Origin of the sequence: Conexibacter sp. W3-3-2, assembly GCF_009707605.1 — a bacterium.
In the GTDB taxonomy this organism is placed as follows: Bacteria; Actinomycetota; Thermoleophilia; order Solirubrobacterales; family Solirubrobacteraceae; genus Paraconexibacter; species Paraconexibacter algicola.
This window is the reverse complement of record NZ_WLYW01000001.1, coordinates 3,464,487-3,480,212: the sequence shown is the minus strand read 5'-3', so window position 1 is coordinate 3,480,212 and position 15,726 is coordinate 3,464,487. Positions and strand designations below refer to the sequence as shown.

The window sequence follows — 15,726 nt, the reverse complement described above, 5'->3', positions numbered from 1 at the left end:
ATCGGTGTTCCGTGGTGGACATCCAACTGGATCATCCCTCGTTGCGGCGCTCGCGCCGCTCGATCCGGGCGCCGCGCTCCTGCGCCTCGATCTCGTCCCAGGACATCGCCCGCCCGGCCTCCCAGGCCGGAGGACGCCCACCTGGCCAGTACCCGACCGCTATGGCACCCACACTCCCGAGCCAGCCGAGCATCAGGTAGGGACCGATGCCGAGACCGGGGATGGCGGTCGCGAGGCCTGCGCCGATCCCGAAGACGCTGAGGAACCGCGTGAGCAGCCCGACGCGGCCCGCCTCCAGCGAGGTGATGGACAGCCAGATGCCGCTGACGAGCCCCGCGAGCACGGTGACGAGGTTGATGGTCCCGAGCGTGCCGTCCCGCGCCTCGTCGAGCAGCGACTCGGCCCGCTCGAGGCTGCGTGGGCCGCTGCCGAGGAACTCGTCCGCGACGTCGCGGACCTCGTAGAAGCCGAGGATGAGGACGACCGCGGTGGCGGCGAACGCCAGCGTCCCGGCCCGGGGGACCCAGACGCTGAAGCTCGGGTTGCGGCCCCTTATCGCGTCGTAGAGGAACCAGGCCACGGCGATGATCAGGAGAACGCTGAGCGCCCGCAGGTACTGGGAGACGAGCAGGCCGTCCCCGCCGCCACCGACGTCGAAGAGCTGGGTTCGGTCGTTCGGTTCCTGGTTGCCCTCCCGCCGGGGGATGCTCGATCCCTGGACGAGCAGCGACGCCAGCGTGAGCAGGACCGACAGAATGGCCGCGCCTCCGAAGATGCGGCCGAGCCGCGTCTCGCGCGCGACGTCCACCGGCGGGATGTCGGCCGCGCGCGCAGTGCCGTTCGCCGCCCCGCGGAGAGGGTCAGCATCGGCGTCGTCGCGGATTGTCAGTTTGGCCATCAGGAGGTCGCCTTTCGGACGGTGAGGCGACGCGCCACGCGATCGGCGAAGGCCGGCAGGCGCAGCTCACCAGCGGGGACGCCGCGGTCGAAGCGCTCGGCAAGCGCGGGCACGGTCAGCACCGCGGCGACCACGCACAGGGCGAGCTCGAGCGCCACGAGCCAGCCGAGCTGGCTGAGCAGCGGGAGACGGCTTGCCATCAGGACGGCGAACCCGACGGCGACGGTGGACGCTGAGAGCATGACCGCCGGGACGATCTCAATCGTGGTCTCCCGGCGCGCCTGAACCGGGGAGCGTCCGTCCTGACGGGCCTGCCGGTAGCGCATGTCGAGGAGCATCCCGAACTCGAGACCGACCGCGAGTACGAGCGGCTCGAGTGCCGCCCCGAGCGGCGACAGCTGCAGATCGACGACGAGCAGGACCAACGCTGCGATGCCCGCCGCGAGCAGCGCGGGACCAAGCACGATGGCGACGCGGCGCCAGTCGCGCCAGAAGCCGAACAGGACGCCGGCCATCAACGCGGCCGCAAGCAGCAGCAGCCCTGGCCGGGTCGACTCCAGCGAATCCGTGCTCGCCGCCGCTGCGGCGACGAGGCCGGACGCCGTCACGGTGGTACCGGATGGAGCCCCGTCGGCGGCCTCACGGATCTGGTCGACGATCCGTCCCTGCTCCTCGACGCTCACGAAGGGGATGCCGAAGCTGAGCTCGGCGAGCTTCCTGTCCGGGGTGATGACCGCGTCGACGAAGTACCGCGGCAGCAGGTTGAGCACGCCGTCGACGCTCCTTCGGTCGAGCGTGGTGGTCGTGTCACCCGCCTGGGCCAGATCGGCGAGATTGGGGCCCGGCGAGAGGCGCGGGTCGGCCTCGACCACGCGGTCCCGCACCTCGCCCATCCAGGTGACCACAGCAGGGTCAGTCACGTCCCGCCCGCGTACCGCCAGACGTACCTGTCCGCTTGTCCCAAGCTCGCGCTGCAGGTCCTCGACGCCCTTGAGCTCGGCCATACCCGCGGGGGAGAGGGTGCGGAGGTCAGATTCCAGCCGCGTCTGCCCGCTGAGGGCGAGCCCTCCGGCCGAGAGTCCGACGAGCACCGCCAGCGCGCCGGGGCGCAGTGCGGCGCCGGCCAGGGGCGCGCGGCGCGGCAAGCCAAGGGGTTCGACCAGGCCCCTGTCCAATGCCGTCAGCAGCGCCGGACCGACCAGCAGGACGACCGTGACCGACGACACCGTGCCGAGGGCAAGGAAGACGCCGAGACGGTCGAGCAGCGGGACGGACGTGGCGACGAGCACGAGAAAGCCGATCGACATCGCGCCAGCAGCCAGCGCCAGTGTCGGACCCACCGCAGCCCGTGCCTCGAGTGCCGCATCCGGCGCCGCGAGCCCAGCGTGCCGCTCGTGCCAGAAGCGCGCCTGCAGCTGCACGGCGAAGTCCAGGGCGAGGCCGAGGACGACCGGGAGCGCCGCGACGGTCGACACCGAGAGTCCGAGTCCGAGCGGCCAGCTCAGTCCGGTCGCGAGGGCGGTGCTGCCAAGCGCCAGACCGAGCGGAACGAACCGTCCGCGCCGTCGGCGCAGCGTCAGGAGCAGCAGCATCATCATCGCGCCGACGGCGATCGGGGCGAGCCGCAGGATCTCACTGCGCGTCTCGCGTTCCAGCGCTGCGGCGACCAGAGGGAACCCTCCGACGTTCGCCCTGACGTCGTCGAGTTTGGCGGCTTTGATGAGCGAGCCGATCTCCCGGCCGAGGGCGAGCGTAGCCTGCTCGCCGAGACCTGGGTCTGGTCGCACGACTACGAGTGCGTGGGACGTATCGGGAAAGAGCCAGCGGAATCGCAGCTTGGGTTCGACGCCGGTGCCGAAGATCACGGTGTTGATGTAGTTCTGGTTCACCAGAGACGGGAAGCCGACGCTTCCGAGGCGCACCATCAACTCCTGATACTGCGCAGCCTTCGGACCGAGCGACGCGACGCGGGCCTCGTCGGCCCGCTGCTCCGCTACGGCGGCCGACGCGCCGGCCTTCCGAGCCTTGCGTCGCGCGCGGTCCGCTGCGGTCTTTGCCGTGCCGGCAGCGTCGCCGAGCTCTCGGCGCAGCACGTCTTCGCTCCGGGCGATCGTCTGGTTCAGAAAGGTGGCAGGCCCGTACACCGCGCGCACACCGTCCGCCCTGGCGATCTTTCCCTCGAGCTCGAGCAGCCTGCCGATGTTCCTGGAGGAGAGCGTCTGGGACAGGTCCGCCCGGAGGGACACGACGATGGGCTCTGCGCCGAAGCCACGATCGAGCGCGGTCTGGGCGCGCCCGACCTCCGACGTCGGGGCGACCAACAGCTCGGCCGACGAGACCTGGCCGAGCTGCGAGGCGAACGCCACCGCGACGGCGAGAGCCGCCGCCGCTATGCAGAGCGTCCGCCTCGCGCGCACCGACTACTTGTCTTCTTCGACCCGTTGGTACGAGCCGTCGGACGACGCTTCCTTCCCGATCGCGCCGGGCTTCGGGTAGGAGTTGGTCCGGACGTTGTACAGCTGATCCACGCCGGTCGCCTTCGTGAGCGCCTCGAGGAGCTCACGCTGCTCCTTCGTCAGGCCGGCGAAGACCTGCGGCCCGGCCACCGGGAAGACCCGGCCCTTCAGGCCGACGGCGTCCTTGGCGTCGAAGATCGCCGGGACGTTCGTGAAGAACGCCGTGATGTCACCGCCGTAGGGCTTGAGGAACGCGACGGTGGGGTTCACCTGGCGCAGCACCGTGTCCAGCGGCCGGATCAACGTCGAGAGGCTCTTCGCCGCCGGCGTCAGCTGCGACAGCAACGGGTTGAACCGGTCGAGGAACGGCTCGAGCTCGTCGAAAAGGACGCGTGCGGACTTGGCGGTGGGCTCGAGGTCACGGACGGCGGGGGCCAGGTCGACCGACGCGAGCTTGAGGTCGCGGACGGTCGGGGTCGCACGCCCGGCGAACGAGGACAGCCGCGCGACGCTGGTCCGGGCCCGGTCGAGGGTCTCCGGCAGCTCGGAGATCGACTCACGCAGCCGTGCGTCGCGCTGGGCGACCACCTCGGCTGTGGACTTCGCGTCGGTGACGAGGCCGCGGAAGGCGACCTCCCGTTCCCCGAAGGCCTCAAGGACCTCGCCGGTGTTGTCGATCAGGGCCGCGAGCTCGCGGCGCTGCGGCTCGAGGACCTCCATCAGCCGACTGGTGCTCGCCACGGCGGGCTTCATCGCTCCGAACGTCCGGTTGAGCTCGTCGCCCTTGCCGTCGAGCCCACCGCCGAGTCCGCGGAGGTTGCGGCGGATCTGGCGGCGCGTCGCCGGGTCGATCGTGGAGAGGATCCGCTCCAGCGGGACCGACTCCTGATTGGCCTCCAGCGGGAGCGTGGAACCCGAGGGCAGCTTGCCGGACGACGGCGTCCCGGGCTCCACCTCGATGTAGGACTCGCCGACCAGCGTCTTCGTCCGGACCTTGACGGTCGCGTCGCGGTACAGCTGCTGCTGGCCCTTCTTCTCGATCTCGAAGCGGATCTCCGACAGGCTGCCCTTGGGTTCGACGGTGTTGACACGACCGATCTTGACCCCGTTCCGGCGGATGTCGGAGTTCGGGACGACGTTGAACGTGTCCGGGAGGAGCGCCTTGGCGTTGTACGGGTCGTTGATCCGCAGGCGACCGCCGGCCGACACGTACAGATAGAGGAACATCAGGACGCACAAGAGCGCGAAGGCGATGAGGCCGAGCGTCTTGCCGCGGAGGTTGTTGACCCGCATCTCTACTTCCCTCTCTCGACGGGCGCGCCGACGCCACCCAATTGGTCGGTGCAGATCGGCAGGCGCCGGAGGTTGACTCCGGGCAACACGCTTCCGACGGTGTCCGTGTCGTACGTCAGCTGTGCCCGCGGGAACGAGCCGTAGGCGTCCTCGAACTTCAGCACCGACATCGTGTTGGGGAAGAAGCGGGAGACCTGGTCCATGCAGGTGTCCACCTGCTGGGTCAGGCGATCGAAGGACGGAGCTTGCTCGGCGAGCTTGTCGAACGCCGTGACCAGCGAGGCTGATGTCGGCGAGAGCTGACGGGCCATGGTGTTGAGGTCCCCGACCGCCGGCCGCAGCGCGCGGAGCGCCGGTCGGGCGTCCTTGCCGAACTGCTGCAGACCCTCGAGTCCCGACTCGAGCTCGTCCGCCACGGGCTTGAGACCCCGAAGCGCGGGATCCAGCTCGCTAGAGAGCCCTCGCACGCTCGCGAACGAGCTGCGCATGACGGGCATGAGCTCGGCCAGTCCCGTGAACGTCTCCGCGAGCTTCCGATCGTTCGCCGCGAGCTCGCCGAGCGTGGCGTTGCCGTCGGTGACGAACGTGTTGAGCTCCTGGTCCTTCTTCGCGAGCGCATCGCTCAGGGTCCCGAAGTTGTGCACCAGACGCCGGACGTTCCGATCGCGCTCCGCAAGGGTGCGCGTCGTCCGCTCGGCCACCTTCAAGAACGGTGCGAGGGACGCGAAGCTCTCCCTCAGCTTCACCCCGCCGTCTTCGAGGCCGACACTCAACTCCGAGAGGAGGATCCGCATCTGTTGGCGGGTGTCCAGGTTGAACGTGTCCAGCACGCGCGAGATGTCCACCGGCGTCTGCGTCTGCTGCCCCGCGATGACGAAGTCCTTCGTCGCCTCACCGGCAGACGCATCGCCGCGGTCGATGATGTTCACGTAGAGGTCCTGCAGCGGGGTCACGGGCCGGATGCGCATCTTCGCGTTCTTGTAGACCTTCCCCCACTTCTCCTCGATCTTCAGGGTCAGGACGGCACGGTTGTTCTCCAGCTTGGACTCTGAGACGACCCCGACCTTGACGCCATTGATGCGCACCTGATGCCCACCGGGGAAGATGCCCTTCACGTCGTCGAACTCGGCCCGCACCTCACGGTAGTCCTCCCACGGACGGGTGAACGTGAGGTTGCGGAAGATGCCGACGAAGGCCACGACGCCCAGGATCGCGAGGACCGTGAAATAGAGGAACGGTCGCAGCGACCGTCGCACCTCGAGGAGGAGACGGGAGTTCACAGCACACCTCCAACGGTGTCGGCCAGCTTCTTGACGAGGGCACCCGCGTTGGACTGCGCGGTCTTCGGCGGTGTCCCGGTTTGCCCGCCGGAGCTGCGCTGCGGCGCCGCCGCGAGCTTCCCGGCAGCGGGCGGTAGACCGAGGAGGGCCCCCGCAACCGCCTGGATGTCCGAGCAGTCGATCGTGGTCGACCCCTGCAGCAGGTTCGTGTTGCACGGCAGGAAGCCGGCCGCGTTCTCGCTGGCCTCCAGCGTGTGGAAGCGCTGGACGTGCCCGCGGCTGTCGAACTGCTGAGCGCTCGACTGGACGGCGGCCAACGTGGGGCCGATCTCCTGGTACAGCGGCATGTCGGTGATGTCGCTCTTTTTCTTGAGCGCCGGGATCAGCTTGTCGTTGAGTCGATCGACGGTTGGATCGAGCCGATCGAGCAGCGGGACGCCGGACTTCGAGGCGACACCCAGACGGCGGACCGCAGGACGGAGCGTCTTGAGGAGCGGGTTGGCCCGCTTGAGGAGCGGCGTCAGCTCGTCGAGTGCCGGCCGCAGCGCGACGGACGCGTCGTCCAGCTTCCGCGCCCCCGGACGCAGGTCCTCGGCGATCGGATCGAGCTCGCTGAGCGTCGTCCGCAGGCGGACCATGGTCGACCGCGTGTCACGGAGCGTCGCCGGTCCCTCGCGGAGGATCTGACCGAGGTCCGCGCGACGGGCCGCGGTCACGCCGAGGGTGGTGTTGCCGTTGGTGATCACCTGGCCGAGCTCGAGCTCGTTCCGCGCGAGGGCACCCATCAGGCGGCTGGAGTTCCGGACGACGCGGGTGAGGTCGCCGGTCTGCGTCCCGCGCAATGCGTCCAGTCCGGGTCCGACCTGCCGCATGGCGGGTCCGAGGTTCTCGATCGTCTGACCGGCCTGAGAGCGCTTCTCGGTGGAGAAGCCCTCGTCGAACTCGCGGAAGATCGCCTGCATGCCCGACCGGCTGGGCTTGTCGAGCGCCGCGAGAACCTGGTCGAGCTCCACCTGGGCGGTCGTGCGATCGAGCGGGATCAAGCCGCCCTTCTCGAGCTTGGCCTGCTCGGCCCCAGGCTCGAGCTCGATGTAGAACGCGAACCCGAGAAGGGTGCGCCAGTAGATGTGGGCCTTCGCGTCCTTGCGGAGGTCGGCCTTCCCGTTGTCGTCGTTGATCCGCATCGTCACGACGACGCCGTTCGCGCCGTCACGCCGCTCGACCTTCTCGACCTTTCCGATCTTGACGCCGCGCAGACGCACCGGTGTCTTGGTCGAGACGTTCGTGGCGGTCTCGAACTCGGCCTTGATGGTGTAGCCGCCCTTCGGCCAGAACGGAACCGTCCCGCCGAGGTAGGCGAACATGGTGACGAAACCGAACAGCGCGAGGAAGATCGCGCCGTTGCGCATGAGCTTCGGCTTGTGCGACCCCGGGATGAACTCGAATCGCTTCTTGAGGCTGTTCATGATCAGTTCCCCGGCTCGCCGTTGATGGTGCCCCCGCTCGGGGTGGCGGTCTCCGTCTGCGACTCGCACGGTCGCGGGTAGGGGCTGCGGTTCAGCGTGGCCGCGCCGACCCCTGCAAGGCCGCCCTCGAGCCCGGTGACCGACTCGGGCGTCGGGGTCATCACGTTGAAGCGCAGGTATCCGCCCAGCGAGTTGCCGTAGGTCAGCGCGTCGGTCCAGCGGCGACCCCAGGCGATGAAGTCGCAGCCGTAACGGCCGAGCCGGTCGACGGTCGGGGCGGAGTTGTCGAGCGTGGACTCGAGCTGCGGAAGCACGGGCCGCACCGCATCGAGCAGTCGCAACGTCGGGAGGACGGCTGCGTTCGCGCGCCGGAGCGTCACGTTGGCATCGCGGAGGCCCGGCCGCGCTTCCGACAGGAGTGCGCTGGTCTGCTTGAACGCGGCCGGGCTCGCCCGCAGAACCGGGCGGACGCGCTGCGAGAGACCTTCGAGCTCCGTGACGAAGCGGTTCACGGTCGGAAGGCGGCCGCTCAGCGTCGCGAGAGCCGGCGGCGCCTTGTCCAACGTCGACCTGAGGTCGTTGCCCTGGTCGCTGAACGGCCGGAGGGCCTTCGCCTCGGGTGCGAATCCGGCGCGGATCTCCTCCTTCACCGGATCCGCCGAAGTCGCCGCGATCGCCGCGCCACGGACCAGGTTGCCGGCGGAGTCGGTGCGATCGGCGATCGTGCCGAGCACGGAGTCCGTGCGGCGGAGCAGCTCGGGGGCCGCACCGATGGTGTCGTTCAGGTCCTCACCTCGCGCCTGGAAGCCCCGGCCGAGCTCCTGGAGGAGCTGCTGCGTCCTGATCCGACTCGCCGGGTCGAAGGTGCCGAGCACCTCGTCCAGCGCCCGCGTGGCCCGCGTGTTCTGGGCCGGGATCCGGTCACCCTCGCCGAGCGGCGAGCCTGCGGAGCCCTGCACGATGTCGACGTATCGAACGCCGACGGCCGAGCGCGGTCGCACCTCGACGATGGAGTCCGACTTCAGCGGCTTGTACTTCGGATCCAGCTGCAGATCCACGATCGCCTTGCCGTCCTCGACCCGCGGGCGGAGAACCTGGCCGACGATCTTGCCGCCGAGTCGTACCTGGGCGTGCGGAGCGACGTTGTCCGCGTCGGTGAACTCGGCCTCGAGATTGTAGTACCCGCGACCGGGGATGCTGTTCGGCGCGTTGAAGCCGATGAAGGTGAACACCAACGTCATCCCGAGGCCGAGCAGGCCGAGGACGATCATGAAGCCCCGTCCTCGCTGCTGCGAGGCCGGCCGTTCTGCAAAGCGCGTTCTCATGGGCCCAGGAGGTAGTTGAAGAGCTTCGTCGTGTCGTTGGACGACGCCGACCCGGCAGTACCGCTGCGGTCCTTCTTGCCCTGCCCGACGAGACCTCCGACGAGGTCTCCGACCGCATCCTCCACGGTCTTGCCGACCTCCTGCAGGCCCTGACTGAGCGAGTCGGTCACCGGCTTCACCGCGTCCGTCACAGGCGGTTGCTGTGGCTTCGGACTGGTTGCGTCGGACGGAGCCGTCGGCTTGAGGGCCGGGAGGACCGGCTTCTTGGTCGACGGCTTGCCCTTTGTCTTCCCGTCCTTCTTCACCGGCAGGTCCGGGATGAACTTCGAGATCGCGGACGTCAGCGCCTCGTCGTCAACGGTGATCCGAAGCCGGAAGTGGTGCCCCAGGCCGTCGGCGTTGTTCGTCACGTCCGCCCAGCTGTCCATGAAGGAGAGGAAGTCGATCAGGCCACGCTGCTCGTCGAGCACGTCCAGGAACGGATCGATCTCCCCGGTGAACGTGGCGAGGCGCTTGGCGGTCGGACGCAGCGCCTTGAGGCTCGGCGTGCTCCGGCGTCCCAGCTTCGACAGGCGGGGAGCGACACGTGTTGCGGTCCGCAGCGTCTCCTGGGCGTCCTTGGCGAACTGGGGCGCCCTCCGGAGCGTCTGTGCGAGCGCCGGGGACGCGGTTCGCAGATCGCGGGCTGCCGGAGTCAGCTGCGTCGACGCTCCTTGCAACCGGGTGAGCGTCGTGCGCAGCGAGGCGAGCGCCTGTGGGGCGCCTCGCACGGTCTCACCGAGCCGCGCTCGGCGCGACGCGACGGTCTCGAGTGCGTCCGCGGCGCTGTCGACGAGATCGGCGAGGTCGTCGCGTCCGGCGTTGACCTCGCCGATCACCCGGTCGCCGCTCACGATCGCGCGCTTGAGCGCGTCGTTCTCGTCGTCGATGTCCGTCACGACGCGCTCCGCGCTGTCGAGTGCGCGAGGGAGCTCGTCGAGGGTCTTGTTGAAGTCCGCCCCGCGGCCGGCCATCGCGACGCCTGCTTCGTTGATCAGCAGACGCAGGCGTCCCCGCGTGTCGGGGTCCAGGACGTTGATGACGTCGTCGAGCTCGACGGGGACCGCGGTCTTGTCCTTCTTGATGGTCGAGCCCTCCGGCATCGGCTTCGACAGATCGCCGGGGTCGAGGTCGATGTACTTCTCACCCAGCAGGTTGACCGGTCGGACCTTGGCGGTAGCGCCTTCGCCCAAGGGCGCCGCGCTGGCGTCCAGTTCCATCTTGACGACCGCGTTGTCCTGATCGTCGAGCGTGATGTCGGTGATGCTGCCCGCAGGCACCCCGCCGATCTTCACGTTGTAGTTCTTCAGGATGCCGCCGGCATCACCGAAGGTCGCGTAGGCGACGTACTTGTCGTCGCCGCCGCTGCTCGAGAGCACGATGGCGACCGCGGCGACCGCCGCAAGGCCCAGGAGCGCCGGGAGGATTCGGGAGATCATCGGTCGGACGGGTCCTTGTAGGGATCGATGCCATCAGGGGTCACGCCGCACTCCGGGATGAACCACGGCTTGCCCGCCTGGTAGCCCGGGGGCCGCACCAGGGCGTAACCCTGCCCGGTGAGCGCGGTGAACGGGCCGGAGTCGACCGGCGGCGTCGAGGACGAAGCGGTCGCCGACGTGTTGGGCTGGATCCGCGCGTAGTGGCTGAGCCCGTCGTAGTTGCTCGACATGCTCCCCCAGACGCTCATGAGTCCGACGGCTTCCGGCGCGTAGGGCCGGATGCATCCGAGCATGGGACCGAGTTCGCTGAGTGCCGGCGCAGCCTCCTTCGAGAACGGCTGCGCCTTCGTCAGGAGGCTGGTGATCGCGGGAGCCGCCTGGCGGCCGGTCCGGAACGTCGACACCGCGAGCGGCACGGTCTCCCGAAGTGACGCGAGCGCCGGACGCAGGTCCTGGGCCAGGCCGCCGAGCTCCTTCGCGCCCGGCTTGAGGTCCCGCATGAGGTTGTCGAGGTGGCCGACCGTCCCGTCGAGCCGCGTGAGGGTCGTGCGCGTCTCGCGGAGCGCGGACGGGAAGTTGTCGAGCGACCCCTGGATGCCGGCGGTGTTGTTGGCGAACTCGTTGAACGTGGCGGCCGCGACGTTCACGAGGCCGGAGAGGTCGTCCCTACGGGCCGCGAGGGTCCGGGTGACGCGGTTCGTGTTCGCGACGAACGCACGAAGCGCGGGTTCGTCACGGCTGAGGTCGTCGGCGAACCCACCGATGGCCTCAAGGCCGGGGCCGGTCTCGGTGACAGCCTCACCGACCTCTCTCTGCCGGGGACCGAACGTGTCGCCCGTCCCTCGCAACATGCTCTGCAACGACTTCCGCGTCTTCGCATCGAGCGTGTCGAACACCTGATCGAACTCGGTGCTCTCCACGGTGTCCTGGTTCGGGATGACGCCGCCGTCCGGGATCTCGGGAGCGTCGGCGGGCCCGTTCTCGAGGTCGATGATCCGTGTGCCGTTGCCGATGGTCGTGCCGAAGCGGAGGGTGGCCGTCGCGCCGCGGCGCAGCGGCCAGACGTCGTCGTCGTCGATGCCGAGGGTGACGATCGCCTGGCCATCGACGTTCTCGATCTTCTTGATCTTGCCTGCATCGAGGCCGTCCACGCGAACGTCAAGTCCGGAGTACAGGCTTACGGCCTCGGAGAAGACGGCCCTGACCTCGTGCTTCTGCGTGCGGGTGTCATAGACCCACATCGAGAAGACGATGAAGCCGATGAGCCCCACGATGACCCACGGATGGTCGATGAAGAATCCGAAGAACCTCCGGACCTTCCCTCCCGACCCTCCACCCTGCCCCGGGTCCATGTCGACCCGGGGCGCCTGTGCTGTCGCCACGTCTTGCCTCTCTCCCTTGGGACTGCTGGAACTGCTAGCCGCCGACCGGCGCGTTGGGCTCCAGGCCCCAGAACAACATGGTCATGCCTGCACCGAACACGTGGAGCAGGATGAGATTCAGAATCATCGACTTCGCCGTCGCGTTGCCCACGCCGACAGGCCCACCCGAGGCCTTGTAGCCGTAGAACATCCCGAGCATCACGATCACCGTGCCGGTGATGAAGATCTTCAGGAACGAGTAGAGGAAGTCGATCGGCGTGGAGAAGGTCCAGTGGACGTTCTCCCAGCCACCCTGCGACACCTCGCCGATCTGCAGGATCAGCACGAGGTAGTTGCCGACGAAGTGCACCGCGGTCCCGAGGATCCAGATGAACGGGAACACGAGCCACGCGGCCACCAGGCGGGTCGCAACGACATAGCGCATGGGGTTGATGCCCATGGACTCCATGGCGTCGATCTCGTCCTGGATCCGCATGGAGCCGATCTCCGCGCAGAGACCGCACCCGACCTTGGCGGACAGGATGTAGCCCCACATGTACGGGATCATCTCCCGGATCGCGCAGTAGGACGTGAACACGCCCGAGTACACGGTGGCGCCGTAGCCACGGAGGACGTAGTTGGCCTCGGTACCGCAGACCACGCCCATCATGAACAGCATGAAGCAGATGATCGCCGCGGACCCGGTGACCAGAATGCCGGCCTGGCGGATGATCTCCGCCGAGTAGCGCCACACGCCACCGAGCTCGCGGAACGTCCGGCCGAAGAACGCGCCGATCTCGGCCGCCTCGGTGAGGATGTTTCGGACGGGACCGGCGAAGCCGGCTCCGACCCGGGTGCCGACGGACGGGCCGCCGACGTCTCCGCGCAGTCGCGGAGCTCGAACTGTTGATGCTTCCATCGTTCTCTCCTTCCGCGCCTAGTGGAGGTTGCCGGTCTCGGGGAACGCGGCCAGCAGGATGTTCGTGAACAGCGAGTTGAACACCCAGATGCCGGCGAACGCGATGACGACGGCCTGGTTGACCGCGCGGCCGACGCCCTGGGCGCCGCCCTTCACGTTCAGCCCCTTGTAACAGCAGGCGATCGCGATGATGAATCCGAACCCTGTCGTCTTCAGGACCGACCCGAACAGGTCCGGGAAGGTGAAGTTCGACGAGAACGTCGCGATGAAGCCGGCCGAGGTCTCGCCCCAGACGACGACCGTCGCAATCCATCCGCCGAGCACGCCGAAGGCGAGCGCGAGGATGTTCATCAGCGGGGTCATGATCCCCAGCGCCAGGAAGCGCGGGGTGACGATGGTGCGGACCGGGTCGAGGCCGAGGACCGCGAGAGCGTCGAGCTCCTCGCGGACCTTTCTGGCGCCGAGGTCCGCGCAGATGGCGGTTCCCGCGACGCCGGCGATGACCATGCCGTTGATCCATCCGGCGAACTCGCGGATGGACGCCATCACGAAGAAGGCTCCCTCGCGGTCGACCGTTCCGAAGATCTGCGTCAGGTTGGCCGCCTGGAGACCAGGGGCGCCGAACCCGAACGCGATCGTGGAGATGATCATCGGGATGAGGCACCGGCGGAGGATCAGCCATGACTCCTCGACGAACTCGTCCTTCCAGCTGTAGGGGGGCGTGAACGTCGCCACGACCGCCTTGCCGGTGAGGAGCATCATGCCCGCGACCTGCTCGAGCACCCCGAGAGGGGCCTCGACCAGCTTCCCGCCGCCCACGCGCTTCGGCGCCCGTGGCGGGGCCTGCACCGGTGGTGCGACTGTTCTCTGCGCTACTGACGCCATGTGACGCTCACCTCTCGCATAGCTCCTCCCGAAGCTCCGGACCCGATCCCCTGACCGCGGTCCTGAATGGGTGGATCCAGACTCCCGGACCACCCGCAGGACGAAAATCGCCCTTGGAGGGAGAACGGATCCCCCCCATGGGGGAGAAGCGCCTCCCCCGGTGCCAAGATCCCGGTGACCGCCCGGGATTCGCGGGCCAGGCCGCTACTCCATGCCGAGCGGCCCGCTGAGCTTCCGGTTCAGGAACTGCTGCACGAACGGGTTGTCCGAGTTGAACATCTCGTCCCGCTCGCCCGCCTGGACGATGCGGCCCTTCCAGAGGACCGCGAAGAACTCGCCGGCGAGCCGCGCGGACTCGATGTCGTGCGTGATGATGATGTAGGTGCCGCCGTGCTGCTCGTGCATCTGCGTGACGAGCTCGCACAGCAGCGCGGTGCGGACGGGGTCCAGGCCGGAGTCCGGCTCGTCGAACATGACGATCTCGGGCTCGAGGACCAGGGCGCGCGCGAAGCCCGCGCGCTTGCGCATGCCGCCGGACAGCTCGTTGGGGAGCCGGCCGCCCGCGTGCGTGAGGCCGACGTCGGCGAGGCGGGCGTTGACGATCTCCGCGATCTCGCCCTCACCGAGGTCGGTGTGCTGGCGCAGCGGGAACGCGACGTTGTCGTACACGGACATCGAGCCGAAGAGCGCGCCGTCCTGGAAGAGGATCCCGAACTTCTTGCGGACCTCCAGCAGGCGGCTCATCGTCATCTTGCTCAGCGACTCGCCGTGGACGAGCACCTCGCCCTTGTCGGGGAAGAGCAGGCCGATGATGTGCTTGATGAGCACGGACTTGCCGGTGCCGGACGGGCCGAGCACGACGGTGACCATGCCCTCGGGGATGCCGAGGTCGAGACCCTGGAGGATCTTCGAGCGGCCGAAGCTCTTGTGGACGTTGCGGGTCTCGAGGGACCAGAACTCACCGGGCACGCGCTCCTCGAGGAGGACCGAGCCCTGGTGCAGGGCGTGCTCGTCGGTGAAGTCCGCAGCCTGGTCGAGCAGGGACATGCCCTCCGGATCCAGCTGCTTGCCACCGCTGAACTGCGCGTCCATCGCGGCGGAGGCGCCCTTGTCGCCACCAAAACGAGCCATGCGAGTGTTCTCCCTCTCCCTTTGACGGTCGGCGGGAGGCGGGATCGCTCCCAGCCCACTGCCGTCCTCTCCGAGGGGCACTCTAACCCGGGCGAAAAACGCGGTGCGCGTTCCCGGGGGGGGATATCCACCCCCCTTTGGACGGTTTCCCGCGGGGAGACGCCTACCAGTCGGGGTCGTCGCGCAGATCTGCGGGCTTCTGCGGCGCCGCCCCGGGCTTGTCCCCGCGGCGCTTGCGCGCGATCTCGTGGATCACGTCGTGCTCCCCGAGCTCCTGCAGGCCGGCGGCGCGACGGCGCCGGTTCGTGATCTCCAGGAGGTCGGCGGAGTCCTGCGCCTCGAGGTCCATCTTCGCCTGCTGGCGGCCGGACGGATCCCAGTCGACGAGGTCGGCCCCGGTCCCCCAGGTCAGCTTGCCCAGGAGGAAGAAGAAGACCAGGAGGCCGCCGAAGAAGATGAGGATCATCCAGCCGATGCCCATGTGACGACCATACTCGCGCTCCGGGCGATCGGATCATCGCGGCGCGCACGGACTCCCCGCGGAGCCCTGCAACGACGACGGCCGCGGGTCCTGTTCGGATCCACGGCCGTGTGCGCTCGGCCGTCCGTGCGCCGGACGGCAGGACTGGCGGGTCGGACTAGGCGGTGACGCCGTCCTTCTCCGCGATCATCTCCTTGTACATCGGGAAGAGCGGCTTGGTCAGCGGCACGAGCTTCAGGATCTTGTTGACCGGGCCCTTCGCCTTGACGTGGCCCTTCGCGAGGCCGACCGCGAGGTTGTACTCGCCGCGCCAGTACTTGTCGGCGATGTCGGACGGCATGAAGAGCTTGACGTCGGCCTCCTCGTTGTCGCCGCCGTCGATGACCTCGATGTTGTCGCCGTGCATCTTGATGAGCATCGGCGCCTCGGGGTCGGAGTAGTAGACCTGCAGGTCGATGTCCGCGGTGGCGAGCTTCGGACCGACCTCGTTCTCGCGCGCGGCGCGGAACACGCCACCGATGTACTTGTAGACCTCGTCGGCGTCGGCAAAGTAGGGCACGGGGTTCTCCTCCCGGGTGGTTTGGATCGACCGCCGCGCGGGGGCACGGCAGATGACTGCGACCGTAGACGCGCCGCGCGGTCCCGCCATCCCCCCCACGGATGATCTGGACCCCCTTTCCGGACGCGGCTCCCCGCCCGGGGCCCGCGGGTCGCCCGCCCGCATCCTCCTTCCGGGGGGTGCGGAACCGCCCC

General features: G+C 68.7%; 13 protein-coding genes. All 13 read right to left on the bottom strand.

What is annotated here, in order from left to right:
* Positions 1-31 precede the first annotated feature (31 nt).
* The 13 genes from GKE82_RS16840 to GKE82_RS16780 all read right to left on the bottom strand — a co-directional run bounded on the left by GKE82_RS16840 (position 32) and on the right by GKE82_RS16780 (position 15,532).
* Positions 32-898, bottom strand: coding sequence for a hypothetical protein (locus GKE82_RS16840; RefSeq protein ID WP_154734083.1), 867 nt, complete (start codon positions 896-898; stop codon positions 32-34).
* Positions 898-3,264: an MMPL family transporter gene (locus tag GKE82_RS16835; protein WP_154734082.1), complete on the bottom strand. Its 2,367-nt coding sequence runs from the start codon at positions 3,262-3,264 to the stop codon at positions 898-900. The genes GKE82_RS16840 and GKE82_RS16835 overlap by 1 nt, the downstream gene beginning before the upstream one ends.
* A gap of 54 nt (positions 3,265-3,318) precedes the next feature.
* Entirely contained in the window at positions 3,319-4,647 is a 1,329-nt protein-coding gene (locus tag GKE82_RS16830; RefSeq protein ID WP_154734081.1) for an MlaD family protein, read from the bottom strand.
* Between the two features lie 2 nt (positions 4,648-4,649).
* Complete coding sequence (locus GKE82_RS16825; protein ID WP_196189274.1) at positions 4,650-5,903, bottom strand: MlaD family protein; 1,254 nt, start codon at positions 5,901-5,903, stop codon at positions 4,650-4,652.
* Positions 5,904-5,923: 20 nt separating this feature from the next.
* Positions 5,924-7,393, bottom strand: coding sequence for an MlaD family protein (locus tag GKE82_RS16820; RefSeq protein ID WP_154734079.1), 1,470 nt, complete (start codon positions 7,391-7,393; stop codon positions 5,924-5,926).
* Positions 7,394-7,395: 2 nt separating this feature from the next.
* Complete coding sequence (locus tag GKE82_RS16815) at positions 7,396-8,664, bottom strand: MlaD family protein (protein ID WP_196189273.1); 1,269 nt, start codon at positions 8,662-8,664, stop codon at positions 7,396-7,398.
* Positions 8,665-8,714: 50 nt separating this feature from the next.
* The gene (locus tag GKE82_RS16810) at positions 8,715-10,196 is read right to left on the bottom strand and encodes an MlaD family protein (protein ID WP_154734077.1); all 1,482 of its coding nucleotides are present in this window, start codon (positions 10,194-10,196) and stop codon (positions 8,715-8,717) included.
* Complete coding sequence (locus GKE82_RS16805) at positions 10,193-11,467, bottom strand: MlaD family protein (protein ID WP_196189272.1); 1,275 nt, start codon at positions 11,465-11,467, stop codon at positions 10,193-10,195. The genes GKE82_RS16810 and GKE82_RS16805 overlap by 4 nt, the downstream gene beginning before the upstream one ends.
* A gap of 145 nt (positions 11,468-11,612) precedes the next feature.
* Positions 11,613-12,476: an ABC transporter permease gene (locus tag GKE82_RS16800; protein WP_154734075.1), complete on the bottom strand. Its 864-nt coding sequence runs from the start codon at positions 12,474-12,476 to the stop codon at positions 11,613-11,615.
* Positions 12,477-12,494: 18 nt separating this feature from the next.
* Positions 12,495-13,259, bottom strand: a complete 765-nt coding sequence (locus GKE82_RS16795) for an ABC transporter permease (protein ID WP_309233663.1) — start codon at positions 13,257-13,259, stop codon at positions 12,495-12,497.
* A gap of 306 nt (positions 13,260-13,565) precedes the next feature.
* Positions 13,566-14,492: an ABC transporter ATP-binding protein gene (locus tag GKE82_RS16790; protein WP_230316197.1), complete on the bottom strand. Its 927-nt coding sequence runs from the start codon at positions 14,490-14,492 to the stop codon at positions 13,566-13,568.
* A 163-nt stretch (positions 14,493-14,655) separates the two neighbouring features.
* Positions 14,656-14,973, bottom strand: coding sequence for a hypothetical protein (locus tag GKE82_RS16785; RefSeq protein WP_154734074.1), 318 nt, complete (start codon positions 14,971-14,973; stop codon positions 14,656-14,658).
* A 157-nt stretch (positions 14,974-15,130) separates the two neighbouring features.
* Complete coding sequence (locus GKE82_RS16780) at positions 15,131-15,532, bottom strand: hypothetical protein (protein WP_107569695.1); 402 nt, start codon at positions 15,530-15,532, stop codon at positions 15,131-15,133.
* Between the last annotated feature and the right edge of the window lie 194 nt (positions 15,533-15,726).